This window comes from Mycobacteroides immunogenum (assembly GCF_001605725.1).
GTDB classification, from domain to species: Bacteria; Actinomycetota; Actinomycetes; order Mycobacteriales; family Mycobacteriaceae; genus Mycobacterium; species Mycobacterium immunogenum.
On record NZ_CP011530.1, the window covers coordinates 401757 to 417243 of the forward strand.

At 64.5% G+C, this 15487-nt stretch carries 13 protein-coding genes and 1 other RNA gene; 7 read left to right on the plus strand and 7 right to left on the minus strand.

Annotated elements, in window-relative coordinates:
• Positions 1–2 precede the first annotated feature (2 nt).
• From ABG82_RS02020 to ABG82_RS02045, 6 genes are all read left to right on the plus strand, one after another.
• Positions 3–638: an isochorismatase family protein gene (locus ABG82_RS02020; protein ID WP_043080476.1), complete on the plus strand. Its 636-nt coding sequence runs from the start codon at positions 3–5 to the stop codon at positions 636–638.
• Positions 635–2491, plus strand: a complete 1857-nt coding sequence (locus ABG82_RS02025; protein WP_043080475.1) for an anthranilate synthase family protein — start codon at positions 635–637, stop codon at positions 2489–2491. The genes ABG82_RS02020 and ABG82_RS02025 overlap by 4 nt, the downstream gene beginning before the upstream one ends.
• 5 nt (positions 2492–2496) lie before the next feature.
• Positions 2497–3447, plus strand: a complete 951-nt coding sequence (locus ABG82_RS02030) for an amidohydrolase family protein (protein WP_162269180.1) — start codon at positions 2497–2499, stop codon at positions 3445–3447.
• A 76-nt stretch (positions 3448–3523) separates the two neighbouring features.
• The gene (locus ABG82_RS02035; protein ID WP_062826678.1) at positions 3524–4825 is read left to right on the plus strand and encodes an HNH endonuclease signature motif containing protein; all 1302 of its coding nucleotides are present in this window, start codon (positions 3524–3526) and stop codon (positions 4823–4825) included.
• 8 nt (positions 4826–4833) lie between these two features.
• An RNA gene (gene ffs, locus ABG82_RS02040) (signal recognition particle sRNA small type) lies at positions 4834–4928 on the plus strand.
• Positions 4929–4977: 49 nt separating this feature from the next.
• A complete protein-coding gene (locus ABG82_RS02045; RefSeq protein ID WP_043078404.1) occupies positions 4978–6261 on the plus strand; it encodes an aminotransferase class I/II-fold pyridoxal phosphate-dependent enzyme in 1284 nt (427 codons plus the stop codon).
• Here the strand turns inward: ABG82_RS02045 and ABG82_RS02050 are convergent.
• Positions 6258–6914, minus strand: coding sequence for a hypothetical protein (locus tag ABG82_RS02050; RefSeq protein ID WP_043078405.1), 657 nt, complete (start codon positions 6912–6914; stop codon positions 6258–6260). The two genes, ABG82_RS02045 and ABG82_RS02050, sit on opposite strands and share 4 nt — an antisense overlap.
• A 34-nt stretch (positions 6915–6948) precedes the next feature.
• On the minus strand, positions 6949–7683 hold the full coding sequence (locus ABG82_RS02055; RefSeq protein ID WP_052511041.1) for a hypothetical protein: 735 nt from the start codon (positions 7681–7683) through the stop codon (positions 6949–6951).
• 95 nt (positions 7684–7778) lie between these two features.
• On the opposite strand from ABG82_RS02055, the gene ABG82_RS02060 reads away from it, so the two are divergent.
• Positions 7779–9794 carry a DNA polymerase III subunits gamma/tau gene (locus ABG82_RS02060; protein ID WP_043078406.1) on the plus strand — a complete coding sequence of 672 codons (2016 nt, stop codon included), beginning with the start codon at positions 7779–7781 and terminating at the stop codon, positions 9792–9794.
• On the opposite strand, the gene ABG82_RS02065 is transcribed toward ABG82_RS02060, so the two are convergent.
• The 5 genes from ABG82_RS02065 to ABG82_RS02085 form a co-directional block, all read right to left on the minus strand.
• Positions 9791–11101 carry a class I SAM-dependent methyltransferase gene (locus tag ABG82_RS02065; protein WP_043078407.1) on the minus strand — a complete coding sequence of 437 codons (1311 nt, stop codon included), beginning with the start codon at positions 11099–11101 and terminating at the stop codon, positions 9791–9793. The two genes, ABG82_RS02060 and ABG82_RS02065, sit on opposite strands and share 4 nt — an antisense overlap.
• A complete protein-coding gene (locus ABG82_RS02070; RefSeq protein WP_043078408.1) occupies positions 11098–12468 on the minus strand; it encodes an FAD-binding oxidoreductase in 1371 nt (456 codons plus the stop codon). Before ABG82_RS02070 ends, ABG82_RS02065 begins: the two co-directional genes overlap by 4 nt.
• Before the next feature lie 65 nt (positions 12469–12533).
• Positions 12534–13808 (minus strand): phosphopyruvate hydratase, encoded by a 1275-nt coding sequence (gene eno, locus ABG82_RS02075; RefSeq protein WP_043078409.1) that lies wholly within the window; start codon positions 13806–13808, stop codon positions 12534–12536.
• On the minus strand, positions 13805–14779 hold the full coding sequence (locus ABG82_RS02080) for a phosphotransferase (protein ID WP_043078410.1): 975 nt from the start codon (positions 14777–14779) through the stop codon (positions 13805–13807). Before ABG82_RS02080 ends, eno begins: the two co-directional genes overlap by 4 nt.
• Complete coding sequence (locus ABG82_RS02085) at positions 14766–15437, minus strand: TetR/AcrR family transcriptional regulator (protein WP_174544324.1); 672 nt, start codon at positions 15435–15437, stop codon at positions 14766–14768. Before ABG82_RS02085 ends, ABG82_RS02080 begins: the two co-directional genes overlap by 14 nt.
• Positions 15438–15487: the final 50 nt, after the last annotated feature.

Here is a 15487-nt window from a genome sequence, read left to right on the forward strand (position 1 = left end):
CAATGACCACCGTGACACGCGGTATTCCGATCATCGCCGAGTACGAGCTGCCGACTGCCGATCTGCTCCCGGCCAACACGGCGAACTGGCAGATCGACCCAGAGCGCGCGGTGCTGCTCATTCATGACATGCAGCGCTATTTCCTGGCACCGCTGCCTGTTTCGCTTCGTGCCGAGCTGGTGAGCAATGTAGCGGCCATCCGTGATCGCAGCGTGGCCGCGGGCATCCCGATCGCCTACACCGCACAGCCCGGCAGCATGACTCAGGAACAGCGCGGCTTGCTCAAGGATTTCTGGGGCCCGGGGATGCGTGTTGACGAGGAACATCGTCAGATCGTCGACCCGATCGCTCCGGACGCGGGGGACTGGGTGTTCACGAAATGGCGCTACAGCGCGTTTCACCGTTCCGCACTGCTGGAACGGATGCACGCGGCCGGGCGCGACCAACTGGTGATCTGTGGCGTCTACGCGCATGTTGGCGTGTTGATGACTGCGGTAGATGCCTTCACCCACGATATCGAGACCTTCTTGGTCGCCGATGCGATCGCGGACTTTGATGACGAATCACACTGGATGGCTTTGGAATACGCGGCTCGGCGGTGCGCCGTGCTGACCGTCACGGATGAGGTGCTGACATGAGCGATCTGCTGGGGAGGGTACTGGCCGGACAAGCCGGACCGTTCGCACTGCTGTACCGTCCGGAATCCGGTGCGCCCGATAGTGTCGACGTCTTCACCGGTGCGGTGACCGCCGTCGACCGCATCGCCGACCTGCCGTTGCGGGATGAGCACCTGGGGCATGACCTGTTGGCGCTGGTGCCGTACCGGCAGATCGTCGAGCGGGGATTTGTGGCTCCCGATGACGGTGCTCCGCTGTTGGCGCTCGCGATCGAACAGCAGGACAAGGCACCGCTGTCGCAGGTGCTGGATCGCATCCCGGAACACCCGGTAGTGGTGGGCCACAGCGATTTCGACATAGACGACGAGGAGTACGCGCGGTTGGCGGCGGGGATCATCTCCGAGGAGATCGGCCAGGGTGCCGGCGCGAATTTTGTGTTGAAGCGCAACCTGCTGGTCCAGCTGCACGACTACTCGATCAATACCGCACTGACGCTCTTCCGCAGGCTGCTGGAGCGTGAGAAGGGTGCCTACTGGACTTTCCTGGTGAACACCGGGGAGCAGGTCTTCATCGGTGCCACGCCCGAACGCCATATCAGCGTGCAGGATTCGTTGGCGGTGATGAACCCGATCAGCGGCACCTACCGGTACGAGGCCAACGGCCCCAGCCTGGACGCCGTCATGGAATTCCTTGCCGACACCAAGGAATCCGATGAGCTCTACATGGTGGTGGACGAGGAACTGAAGATGATGGCTCGTATCTGCCCCGAAGGTGGTCAGGTACAAGGGCCGTATCTCAAAGAGATGGCCCGGTTGGCGCATACCGAGTATCTGATTTCAGGTATCACGGATCGGGACCCGCGAGAGATTTTGGCCGAGACCATGTTCGCACCCACCGTGACCGGGAGCCCGCTGGAGAACGCGTGCCGCGTCATCCAGCGGTACGAACCCGCGGGGCGCCGGTATTACAGTGGCGTCGCGGCGCTGGTCAGCACCGATGCGACCGGCAGGCGGCAGCTCGATTCCGCGATTCTGATTCGCACCGCCGAGATCTCCCCCGATGGAGCCCTGGCGGCCGGTACCGGCGCCACCATCGTTCGGCATTCCAATCCGGCCAGCGAGGCGGCCGAAACACGCAGCAAGGCAGCGGGTTTGCTGTCGGTACTGACGACGCGACGTGAGCTGCGTAGCCATCCCCGGGTCACCGAGGCTCTGGCCAGTCGCAACACCGGCATCGGAACCTTCTGGCTGGGTCATGGGTCGGTGGAGAGTGCCGTGAATCTGGCGGGCCGCACCGCGCTGGTGGTCGACGCCGAGGACACATTTACCTCGATGATCGGATTGCAGCTGCGGGCCCTGGGATTGCGGGTCGATATCCGCAGGTTTGATGAGGATATCCACCTCGGATCACACGACTTCTTGGTGTTGGGACCTGGTCCGGGCGATCCGACGGCGATTGATGTGCCGAAGATCGCGGCGCTTACCGCGTTGACGAAGACCGCGCTGACACAGCGTGTTCCGTTCCTGTCCATCTGCCTGAGTCATCAGGTGCTGTGCCGGCAACTGGGCCTACCCATCAGGCGCAGGGAGCAGCCGAATCAGGGTGTGCAGCGGCAGATCGACCTGTTCGGCACCGAGCGGTATGTCGGCTTCTACAACACCTTCGCCGCGGTGACCGGCGGAGAGTGGGTGGACACCGCGGCGGGCCGGGTGCAGATCAGTTCGGATGCCGCGTCGGGTGAGGTGCATGCGTTGCGCGCGAAGCGATTCGCATCGATCCAGTTCCACGCCGAATCCATTCTGACCCGGGACGGTGTCGGGATTTTCGGGGAGCTGTTGACTCCGCTGGCGACGGGGGTCCCGGTACTAGCATGACAAGTGTGCGCATCGACATACACGCTCACCTGTGGTCCGACGAGTACCTTTCGCTGCTGGACAGTTATGGGCGTCCCGGCACCGATGTCCATCGTGGTCTGGGTGCTGGGGCCACGCGGGACGATCTGGACGGTCGTTTCGCGTTGATGGATGAGGCGGGCGTTGACCTGCAGATCCTTACCGCGACACCGGCATCGCCGCATTTCGAGGACGAGACGGCTGCCGTGGCAAGTGCGCGGTTTATCAACGACGAGTACGCGAAGCTCTCCCGTGAGTATCCGGAGCGATTCCGGGCGCTGGCGTCACTACCGCTGCCGCACATCCCGGCCGCGTTGGACGAACTGGCGCGGGCGATGGACGAGCTGGACATGTTTGGCGCGTCGATCACCACCTCGGTACTCGGTCGATCCATCGCCGACCCGATCTTCGACCCGCTCTATGAGGAGCTGAACCGAAGGGGTGCAATCCTTTTCGTGCACCCGGCTGGGTGCGGCGCGGAATCGTCGCTGATTACCGATCACTCGCTGACCTGGTCGATCGGAGCTCCGATCGAAGACACCGTCGCGATCATGCACCTCATTGTGGCGGGCATTCCGTCGCGGTATCCGGACATGAAGATCGTGACCTGTCATTTGGGTGGAGCGTTGCCGATGGTGTTGGAGCGTGCGGACCGGCAGGTCACCGAATGGGAAGCGACGCAGTGCCCTGAAGCGCCCAAGGATGCGGCCCGCCGGCTTTGGTATGACACCGTGGGGCATGACCACACGCCCGCGTTGCGAGCGGCCGTCGAGTCCCTGGGTGCCGACCGGCTGGTATTCGGTTCGGACTTCCCGTACCAAGGCGGTGCGCGGTACGTCAGCTCGGCGACCTACATCGAGGATGGTGTGTCTGCCGAAGATGCGTCGTTGATTCTCGACCACAACGGCGCGGAGTTATTGGGGTTGAGGAGCCCTTAAACCCCTTTCGCCCCAATAGTTTCACCCGCCACAAAGCGGGGGTGGTTTTGTCGGTGGCTGCGGTTAGTATTCGAACATGAGTTCGATCGGGGTGTTGGAGGTGGCGGTTGATGCCTTCTGCGCTGAGTCGATCGAGGACCTGACGGCCGCTGAAGCCTTGGCGGTGTTGGCGCGCCTGGAGGTGGTGTCGCGCCGGTTAGCGTCGCGGGGGCTGGGTTTGATCCCCGCCGTGACCGGGCAAGCCTCCCCGGTGGAACTTGGGGGCACGTCGTTTCCGGATGTGTTGTCGCGGCGGTTGCATATTGGTAAGGGGGCGGCGCGGCGCCGGATCGCCGATGCCGAGCAGCTGGCGCCGCGGCGCGCGATCACCGGTGAGCAGCTGGCGCCGGTGTTGCCGAATGTGGCCGTGGCCCTTGAACGCGGCGATATCGGTGAGGAACATGTCCGGATCATCCGGCAGTTCTTCGATCGGCTCCCGGTAGTGGTCGATGCCCCCACACGGGAGGCGGCCGAAGCACAGCTGGCGGTGATGGCCACCCAGTTTGGGCCCGAGGCGCTGCGCGTCGGTGCCGACCGCATGATGGCCCTACTGAACCCGGACGGGCAGTTTTCTGATGTGGATCGGGCGCGCCGGCGCGGGGTGAGTATCGGGCCGCAGGGTTTTGATGGCATGTCAGCCATTAGTGGCTTGTTGGATCCAGAGACCCGCGCCTACCTGGATGCGGTGTTCTCCAAACTCGCCGCCCCCGGCATGTGCAACCCGAACGATCAAAGCCCCCTAGTCGACGGTGAACCAGCCCCCGAGGCCGCTGAACGCGACACCCGCAGCAGTGCGCAACGCCACCACGACGCCCTACGCGCAGCCCTGCGCTCCACCCTGGCCAGCGCAGAGCTGGGTTCACACCACGGACTACCCGTCACCGTCGTCATCACCACCACACTCAAAGAGTTGGAAGACGGCGCCGGAATCGCGATGACGGGCGCGGGCACCCGCCTGCCGATGCGCGACCTGATCCGGATGGCCACCCACGCCCACCACTACCTAGCGATCTTCGATGACAACGGCCGCGCCCTGTACCTCGGACGTTCAAAACGCATCGCCACCCCCGAACAGCGCCTCGTGCTCCACGCCCGCGACCGCGGCTGCACCCACCCCGGCTGCCATGTGCCCGGATACCTCTGCGAAGTCCACCACATCACTGAATGGGCCCACGGCGGCCCCACGGACATCGACAACCTCACCTTCGCCTGCGGCCCCCACCACCGCCTCCTGGGCCACGGCTGGAACACCCGAAAACGACCAGATGGGACCACCGAATGGATACCTCCACCGCAGTTGATGCTGGGGGAGGAAAGACAGCTGACCCCGTCCTATTAGACTGGGAGGCCGGACCCCGCGCGGCGTCTATCCTGTGAACTCCCCCAGGGCTGGAAGGCAGCAAGGGTCAACGGGCTCTGGCGGGTGCGCGGGGTCCCCTTTCCGAAGATCGCGCCCTCCGGATGCCCCACAGGGGCGAATAGGGGAAAGCCGTGTCATTCCTGTCGCTCGGTTCCGACGAACTCGCAGCTCAGCATCGCTTGCAACAGGAGAACTACAGTCAGCTCAAGGCCAAGGGTCTGTCACTGGATCTCACCCGAGGCAAGCCTGCGCCCCAGCAGCTTGACCTGTCCAACGGTCTGCTCGCGCTGCCTGGTGAGGGCGACTACCTCGACGGCAATGGCACCGATACGCGCAACTACGGCGGCGGCAACGGACTCCCCGAGCTGCGTGCCATCTTTGGTGAGCTACTCGGCATTCCCGCGCCCAACCTGATCGCGGCCAACAACGCCAGCCTCTCGTTGATGCACGACGTGATCGTGTACTCGCTGCTGCACGGCAACGTCGACTCGCCGCGCCCTTGGAGCCAAGAGTCAACACTCAAGTTCTTATGCCCAGCCCCCGGCTACGACCGGCATTTCGCGATCACTGAATCCTTCGGTATCGAGATGATCCCGGTTCCGCTGCGCGAGGACGGTCCCGATGTCGACCTCATCGAGGAACTTGTCGCCTCCGACCCGGCCATCAAGGGCATGTGGACCGTGCCGGTCTTTTCCAACCCGACGGGCACCGTCTACTCCTGGGAGGTGACCCGTCGCCTGGCCCAGATGCACACGGCGGCACCAGACTTCCGGTTGTTCTGGGACAACGCCTACGCCGTGCACACGCTTACGCACGATTTCGTCCGGAATGTGGATCTGCTGGGTCTCGCCGAGACGGCTGGGCATCCCAACCGCCCGTTGATCTTTGCGTCTACCTCCAAGATCACCTTCGCCGGTGCGGGCGTCAGCTTCATGGGCGGCTCGCTGGCCAACATCGCGTGGTATCTGCAGCACGCGGGCAAGCGCAGCATTGGGCCCGACAAGGTCAACCAGCTTCGGCACCTGCGCTTCTTCGGTGACGCTGAGGGCGTGAAGCTGCACATGCAGAAGCATCAGCAGATCCTGGCACCCAAATTTGAACTGGCGCTTGAGATCCTGGACGACCGGTTGAGCGAGAGCAAGATCGCGTCGTGGAGTGAGCCCAAGGGCGGATACTTCATCAGCCTCGATGTGCTCGACGGCACTGCCAAGCGCACCGTCGCGCTGGCAAAGGAAGCAGGCATTGCGCTCACGGAGGCGGGCGCGACATTCCCGTATCGAAATGACCCGGATGACAAGAACATTCGGCTGGCGCCCACTTTCCCGCCGCTAGAGACCGTCGGCGCCGCCGTCGACGGACTCGCGACGTGCGCACTGCTGGCGGCGACCGAAAAGCTCTTGGAGCGCGGCGCCTAGGGTGCGTTTTGCACCTTGGCGACCTGCTTGTTGAGCAGCGTCAATGCCAGCTTGTCGTCATCGCTGGACCATGGCTCCATGGCGTGCAAGACCTTGACGGTCACTGTGGCGCCACGGGTCTGCGCGGTCAGCGTCTTGATGGTGAGTTCGACGGTCTGCTCGCCGTCCATACCCAGGCTACCGGTGAACACGGATTCGACCGTGTCCACCGAGGTCCCGGAGACCTTCTCGATCTTGACGCTGCCCGTCCCCTCAACCCCGTCGAGATCGAGCGTCACCGACGCACACCGCCCGGCTTTTTCCTCCAGGGTGTGGAACGAGTCGGTAACACCCATGCCGACCACGACGTCCACCCTGATCGCCCCGTCCTCGTACTGCGCGGCTGCCTGCTCAAAGGGCACGCTGTCGTGATTGACGAAGATGTTGCACTCGACAGGGCTCACGCTGGGGCCGTCGGAGCCCGGCTGCTTGAGGACCTTGTAGGTGCCGGAGCCGTCGAGAAAGTCCTGGCGCGGCAGCAGGAGCTTGGCGGGGTCGCCCTTGGGCAGGCCGGGTGAGCCATCCGTCTTCGCCTCGCCGTCCACGACGTTGGTGCACGCCGCGACGATGAGCAGTGCAGCAGATATCGCGCCGATGTGCAGTACGCGAGCCACAGGGCTTCCCCCTCAACCGTTGGAGCGGATTCACTTAGGGAGCGTTCTGCACCTTGGCGATCTGCTTGTTGAGTAGATCCAACACCAACGTGTCCTGCTCGGGTGTCCATGGATCGATGAATCGGTCGACCTCGATCCTGACGGTCGTTCCCCGAGGGTGCGCGACCGCGATATGTGATTCGACACCGATTTGATCGCCGTCGGGTCCAAGAAGTCCACCGATTTTCACCAGCTTGGCCTCGACGGCGGCACCAGGTAGGTCTGCGATGGAGACTTTCGCCTTCATCGCCACCCCGTCACCCTCCATCTGCACTGATGCGCATTCCTGGGCTCGCGCGGCAAGGTCATCGAACGACTGCTTGATACCGAGTCCGACACTGCTCTCCGCCGTCACGGTATCGGCCTCGTATTTGGCGCGCGCCCGGTCGTAGTCGCCGTCTCCCTCTGAGATGAAGTCGTAGCATCCGGGCGGATTGACCTTCTCCGGCTTGGGCTTGCCGGTCTTTTCCTTATCCAGCTGTGCCCTGTCCTCAACGGTGAACTTCCCCTCCGCTGCGGGGAAGTCTTCACGGGTGAGCAACAGCGCTGCCGCCGGGCCCGCGGGCAACTTCACGGTCGGTGTGGCCGGCTGCTGCGAACTTGATGACGGCGCCGATTGATTGTCCGGCGATTCCTTGGATTCCTTGGAACAAGCGGAGGTAAATGCGAGTGCGAACACACTCGCGCCCACCGCCAACACAGTGCTCACATCAATGCAACGTGTCTTCATGCGCGGACTTTAGCGAACAAGATCACCCCGTGTGGCCGTTTGTTCGCGAGGGAGCCGGGTAGAACAGTCTGTGGGCGCCGGTACCCTTGCTCTCCGTGGCCCTGTACCGCAAGTATCGCCCGGCGACTTTCGCCGAAGTCGTCGGCCAGGAGCATGTCACCGGACCGTTGACCACTGCCCTTGATGCCGGCCGGATCAACCACGCCTATCTGTTCTCCGGACCCCGCGGCTGCGGCAAGACGTCCTCGGCCCGCATCCTGGCGCGCTCCCTGAACTGCGTGCAGGGACCCACCTCGACGCCGTGTGGAACGTGCGATTCGTGTGTCGCACTGGCACCCAATGGTTCGGGCAACGTCGATGTCATCGAGCTCGACGCCGCCAGCCATGGTGGCGTTGACGACACCCGTGAGCTACGCGACCGTGCCTTCTATGCGCCCGCTCAATCGCGCTACCGCATCTTCATCATCGACGAAGCGCACATGGTCACCACGGCGGGTTTCAACGCGCTGCTCAAGATCGTCGAGGAGCCGCCGGAGCATCTGATTTTCGTGTTCGCCACCACTGAGCCCGAGAAGGTGCTGCCCACCATCCGGTCGCGTACTCACCACTACCCGTTCCGGCTGCTGGCGCCCAAGACGATGCGCACGCTCGTGGAGGGCATCTGCGCGCAGGAGAACGTAGCCGTCGACGATCCGGTGTATCCACTGGTGATCCGGGCCGGTGCCGGGTCCCCGCGTGACACGCTGTCGGTGCTTGATCAGCTTCTTGCCGGCGCCGACGAAGAACGTGTCACCTATCAGCGGGCACTTTCGCTCTTGGGTGTCACCGATATCGCGCTGATTGACGACGCGGTGGACGCGCTGGCGGCAGGGGATGGCGCCGCGGTGTTCGGGGCCATCGAGGGGGTGATGGATGCCGGACACGATCCGCGCCGTTTCGGCACCGACCTGCTGGAGCGTTTCCGCGATCTGATTGTGCTGCAGGCTGTTCCGGATGCGGTGGAGCGTGGCGTGGTCGACGCGCCGCAGGATGTGCTCGAGCGCATGCGCGAACAGGCCGAGCGCATCGGGCCCGCTACGTTGACCCGGTATGCCGAGGTGCTGCATGCGGGGCTGGGGGAGATGCGTGGTGCGACGGCGCCGCGACTGCTGCTGGAAGTGGCCTGCGCCAGGCTGCTGCTGCCCTCGGCCACCGATGCCGAATCGGCTGTGCTGCAACGTGTGGAGCGTATCGAGAAGCGCCTGGACATGTCGGTACCGGAGGCCGGCGGCGCTGGGGAGGCGCCGCGTTTTGTCCGTAAGTCTCAGGCGGCTGCGGCCCCGGCTGCCGAAGCTACGGCACCGCCCGCTCCGGTTCCGGCGCCCGAACCCCCCACGCCGACGCCAGCGCCCCCGGCACCGGCACCTGCGCCGACCCCTGCACCACCCGTGCCGACGCCTGAGCCCCCTGCGCCTCAGCCAGAGCCAGAGTCTGAGCCCGCTCCGGAACCGGCACCAGTGCCTCCCACGCCTGAGCCGGAGCCCATCGCGGTCCCCGAGCCTGAGCCGGAACCCATTGCGGTCTCGGAACCTGAGCCTGAGCCCGCCCCGCGTCAGCCCGGTGCTCTCGATACCACTTCCGTGCGCAATGCCTGGGCGGAGATCCGCTCCAAGGTTCGCGACCGGAGCCGCACCACCGAGGTCATGCTGTCGGGTGCCACCGTGCGCGCCATCGAGGGCAACACCCTTGTGTTGTCCCATGATTCGCCGCCATTGGCCAAGCGCATCACCGAGTCGCGCAACGCCGAGGTTATTCGTGAGGCGTTGCGGGATGCCCTCGGTGTGAATTGGGAGATCCGCTGTGATGTAGGCAGTGCCGAGGCGGCGACACCGTCAGCGGCCTCGCGTCCTGCCAAGGCCGCCCCGCGGGTGGTGACCAGGCCTAGCCGCCCAACGCCCGAACCCGAGCCTGTTCCCGAACCGGAGCCCGAGCCGCCGTCACCCGAGGACGAGGAAGAGCAGATGCTCGCCGAGGCCGGGCAGAGTGAGGCGGGGCCACGGCGAGATCCCGAAGAGGTTGCGCTGGAACTACTTCAGAACGAGCTGGGCGCGCGCAAGATCGATCCCAGCTAGGGCTGCCACCACGGGCGCAGTGGCAGCGCGGAACCGCCACGCTCGTCCAGTTTGGTGGCCAGCACCTGGTGTAGCTGAACTACGTTGCGTTCGAAGCCCAGTCGCGAACCGGCCATGTACAGCCCCCACACCTTCGCGGTGGCCTCGCCCACCTCGGCGACCGCCTCATCCCAGTGCTCGACGAGATTGGCGCACCATTCCTTGAGGGTCAACGCATAGTGATGGCGCAGGTTCTCCTCGTGTAGCACCTCAAGGCCGACGTTCTGCATCTCGGTGATAATTCTGCCGGAGCCGGTGAGTTCCCCATCGGGAAAGACATAGCGATCGATGAAGTACCCTGCGACAGCCGAGGTTCGATTGTCCGGACGGGTGATGCAGTGATTGAGCAATAGCCCCCCGGTCTTCAACCGCGACTGCAGAAACCGGAAGTACGAGGGGTAGTTCGCGATACCGATGTGTTCGGTGAGCCCTATCGACGAGACGGCATCGAAGTCGCGCTCCGTGATATCGCGGTAGTCGGCGTGGCGAACCTCGGCCAAATCCGCCAGCCCCTCATCGGCGATGGCCTTCTGCGCCCACGCCGCTTGCTCGGCCGACAGCGTCACACCGGTGGCTCGTACCCCGCGCCGCGCGGCGTGCCGGACCATTGAGCCCCATCCGCAGCCCACATCCAGCAGCCGGTCACCAGGCTTGAGTGCCAGCTTCTCGAACACCAGCCGGTACTTGTTCTCCTGCGCCTCCTCGAGGCTGGCATCGGCGCGGGGATAGCAGGCGCATGTGTAGGTCATGGACGAGCCAAGCACCCACTCGTAGAACGTGTTAGAGACGTCGTAGTGATGGTGGATGGCCTCGGAGTCGCGAGTCTTACTGTGTCGGACCCCCTCGACTACCCGCCGCCAGCGGGGCAACGCCTCCTGTGGGGGCGGTGCGATGGGTCGCAGGTGCTCAAAGCCGATCGACCGGACGATGTTGGCTAGCACGCGGGCCGGCGGCCGCTTGAAATCCAGCCGCTCGGCCATGGCCTTCAACAGTTCATAGGGGTCGCCCGGGTGGACTCCCTGCATCTCGATATCGCCGGAGACGTAGGCACGGGCCAGTCCCAAATCACCGGGGGCCGTCGCCAGATACGTTGTGCCGCGGGGTGTCAGCAAATCAAGGCCCAGTTCCGCGTTCTCGGGCCCGGCCTTGCTGCCGTCGTACGCACTGAAACGCAGCGGCAGATCTCCGGCGGCCATGAGCTCCAAGATTTCCGCCAGCGACAGCTTGCCGTTCGCTCCGCGCTCGTTCTTGTTCTGAGTTGTGGTCATTGTCGCCGCACCGCCTTCGCGTAAAGATCCAGCAATCGGTTATCCGGGTCGTACGTCTTCTTCAACGTCCGATAGTGCTCGCCGCCGTACAGCGATTCGAATTCATCACGTGTATAGAAGGATTCGGAATACAGCGATTTGTGCCCGCCCAGCTCGCTCACCTTGTGTTCGATGAGCCGGTTGGTCGCTCCCTCTTCGGAGCCGGCAGGCACCGAGGACCAGAATCCGATATTGACGTACGTCTGTCCCGGCCGTATCGGATACAGGGGCCACCCCGCGTTGTCGCGTAACCGCAACGGACACAGCCATACCGGCTCGATCGGTATTTCATCGAGGAACCAGCGTACGAACTCCTCGGTGCGTGAAATCGGCACCTCGACGTCCTGCACCACACGTTCCCGGGCCGGGCGCCCGTTAAACCTCTCGATACGGTCGGCGATGTCATAGCGTTGATCCAGGCCGATCAGCTTCCAGTACACGCTGCTGCGCCGGTACTTTCGCGGCCACAGCCGGCGGATGCGCGGGTTCTGCGCACCGAATGCCCTGGAACACCAGAACCAGTCGGTGTCCCAGCGCCACAGGTAATCGTGAATTGTCAGCCGGTCGTTGCTGATTCCATGCGGATGTTGGATGGATCGGTAGTAGACGCGCTGCCCGGTATAGTCGCTCACCGGGCCCGGAACCGCAGTTCGGGTACCCAGGGACAGGTAGGACTCATCGGGGCTGAACACCACCCCATCCAGATAGTCGACGGGTTCGCCCTGGTAGGAAGCCGAGCCCGCGATCGTCTCCATGGCGGCCACCAGCTCGGCGAGGTCATGGAAGCGGATGTGCCGCAGGGCAACGAACTGTTCAACGGGTTCGAGTTCGATGCGCAGTCGCACCGAGTAGCCGAGCGTGCCGTATGAGTTGGGGAATCCGCGGTACAGGTCCGGATGACGATCTGGTGCCGCGGTGACGATCTCACCGGAGCCGGTGAGGATGTCCATTTCGAGAACGGACTCGTGCGGAAGTCCGTTGCGGAAGGATGCTGATTCGATACCCAGCCCGGTTACCGCCCCGCCCAGGGTGATGGTCTTGAGCTGCGGCACCACCAAGGGTGAGAGCCCGTGCGCAAGTGTGGCCGCGACCAGGTCTTCGTACGTGCACATACCGGCCACGTCGGCCGTCCTGTTGACGGTGTCCACGTCGATGACACCGGTGAGCCCCGAGGTATCCAGGCCCGGTGTAGTCGACTTTGCCCTCGTACGGAACAGATTTGACGTGGGCTTAGCCAAACGGACAGTCGCCGTCGTGGGTATGGCCCGGTAACTTCGCAGTAGCCGGTCCACTCCCTCGGCGTGCGCCGATCCCAATGCGATAGGCACAATTCCTACGCTAGCCCGGTTCCGGGCGGTCCGCACCCGAGATCTTGATTCGGGACCGAGCGTGACTAACCGAGGGTCAATCTCCCCAGCCGAATCGGCGCTCCGCCAAGCTGTTCGTCGATGCGGAGCAGCTCGTTCCACTTGGCAGTGCGTTCGGATCTGGTGATGGAGCCCACCTTGAGTTGCTCGGCGCCCCATCCGACTGCCAGATGCGCGACGGTGACATCCTCGCTCTCGCCCGACCGCGCGGAGACGATGGTGTCCCATCCGCAGTCGTGAGCGGTGTCGTGCGCAGTCTTGGCGGCAGTGAGTGTTCCCGCTTGATTCGGCTTCACCAGTAGGCCGTTGCACGCGCCGGCCTCGGTTGCTCGCCGCACCCGCGCGGCGTCGGTCACCGTGAAGTCATCTCCGACAACCAGGACGCGATGTCCCACTGCTTGCGTGAAGGCGGCCAGCGCCCCGGGATCGTCCTCGGCCAGGGGATCTTCGATGGACGCGATTGGATACTTATCGATCCAGCCGATCAGAATCTCCGACCACGCGTCGGAGTCGAGCTCGGCTCCGTCGAGCCCAAGGCGGTAGCGGCCGCCGCTGCCGAACTCGCTCGACGCGATGTCCAGTGCGATGCTGACCTGGGTTCCCGGCTGCAACCCGGCGCGCTCGATGGAAGTCACCAGCAACTCCAGCGCGTCCTCATTGGAATCCACCACCGGCCACCAGCCACCCTCGTCGGCAACTCCGGCAAGTCGGCCTCGCTCGGAAAGTATTGCTCCGCAAGCACGATGAATCTCCGCTACCCAGTTGAGCCCCTGCTCGATGCTGTCGGCGGCGGCGGGCACCACCATGAAATCCTGGACATCGGTACGGCGCGCGGCGTGCGCACCCCCTCCTATCACCTGAATCTCCGGCAACGGCATAGCGGCTTGACGATCGCCGATCAGATACCGCCACAAGGGAATTCCGTGCGATGCGGCAGCGGCGTGGGCGGCGGCCATGGATATTGCCACCGCGGTGTTGCCGCCGATGGCCGCGAACTCGGCCGAACTGTCGGCGGCGGACAGGGCGGCGTCGACGGCCTGCTGGTCCGTGGCATCGACGCCAACGAGATGCTGGGCCAGGCCGCGCGCCGCGCTCACGGCGCCGGTCACGTCGTACCCGGCGAAGGCCGGGCCACCGTCGCGCAAATCGGTGGCTTCACCGCTGCCTCGGGATGCGCCGGCCGGAGCGATCGCACGGCCGACGCTGCCGTCGCCCAGGCGCAGCTCTGCCTCCACGGTCGGCCGCCCCCGCGAGTCCCATACGCGCCGGGCATGTACACCGCTGATCTGTGTTCCGGTCATAACCCTTCCAACTGTTGTGTGACGGCCCAGGGATCGGTGTCCGATTCATGCAGGGCTCTTCCCGCGCGAACGCGCAATGAATCCCGTTGCGCACCAGACAGGTAATCCACCGGCGAGCGCCCATCGAGGCGGGCCAACGCCAACGCGGGCAGGAGCCGCGCGATGCGGGCCGCTGTTGCGTCCGGCGGCTCCCAGGTAACGCCCCGCAGGTACGCGGAGAGGAACGCGGTACTTGTCTGGCGCAGTTGATCGCGGTGCTGCGGCTTCCATATGCGTTTGAGCAGTAAATGATTGAGGCAGAAGGCGGAGTCGAAGGCCGGGTCGCCGTACCAGGCGCATTCGGCGTCGGTCAATACCGGCCCGCTATCCGTGGCAATGATGTTCTTTGGACTCACGTCCCCGTGCACCAGCGCGATGTGTGTACCGGCCAGGTCGTCGGCAAGTTGCGATAAGACGGCGGCATGTTCAGGCATGTGTTCGGCTGGGTACCGCAGATACGGCTCGACCCGCAGCGCGTCGAACAGCTCGTCGGATGCGAATTCGCCTGCGGTGGCGCCATCGCCGGCAGTGTGGGAATGAACGGCGGCCAGGCGTGTGCCTAGTAGCGTGCCGACCTCCGGGTCGATGCGTCCGGCCGCCAGATCCTCCCGCCAGGACGGAACAGGCCCCAGATCGACCATCGCGAACGCGTGCAGATCTTCATCGGCCACCACAACCTCCGGCACGAAGGCCGGAACGATCTTCGACACGACCGTCAAGTAGCGTGTCTCAAAGGTATTGCGCTCCAGCGGAACTACCCAGTGCGCTGATACGCGCAGCCGCTCCACGGCACGCTTGACCACCACCGAATCCCCAGAGCTCAACCACACCCGCCATACGTCGGAAGACACTCCTCCGGTCAGTGGTTGCACCTCCGACGGCGTGAGTTCGGCGCGGGAGAGAAGTGCGACCACCCAGTCAGGTGGTGCCATGTGCGCCTTCGGATTTCCACCACAGCGCGTTGAACCAGATGCGGGCCAGTGTGTCGATGGCCTCCTCGTCGGTCACCGAGCTGCGCCCTCTTTCGCCGCCCTCGACCAGCCAGACGTAACAGAAGTAGTCCATCATGGCCCCGATCGCCGAGGCGGTGATGTCGGGATCCATGCCGGGGCAGTATTCGCGCGTTTGCAGATGCCGGATGTTGTTGGCGATCATCGTGCGCGCCGGGGCGCGTAGGTTGCGCCAGTAGTCCACGAACGTGGGGTCGATCTGTGCGGCCTGGAACACCCCGGAGAGAACCGGTGCGTGCTCGCGATAGGTGGTCCAGTACACCGTGACGATATCTCTGATGACGTCGTGCGGCGCCCGATCGCTGGATGCGACGGTGTCCCCGCGCCGGTAGGCGTCGTCACGGAACTCGTCGACCATGGTGCGTAGCAGCTCGGCCTTGTCGGTGAAGTAGTTGTAGAAGACCCCGACCGACTTCCCCGCTTCGGTCGTGATGTCCACGACCCGGGTCTCGGGGTATCCCACGCGGGAGATCACCTCGCGCGCGGCGTCCATCAAGGCCCGGCGGGTGCTGCGGCCGCGTTGGGTCGAGGGCTGATCGGTGGCAGCGGACGGGCTCGCTGAATCGCTGGACATCACCACGCCGCCAAGGCTACATTAAACCTGAATCGTAATTCAGGTTTGGTCCGGTC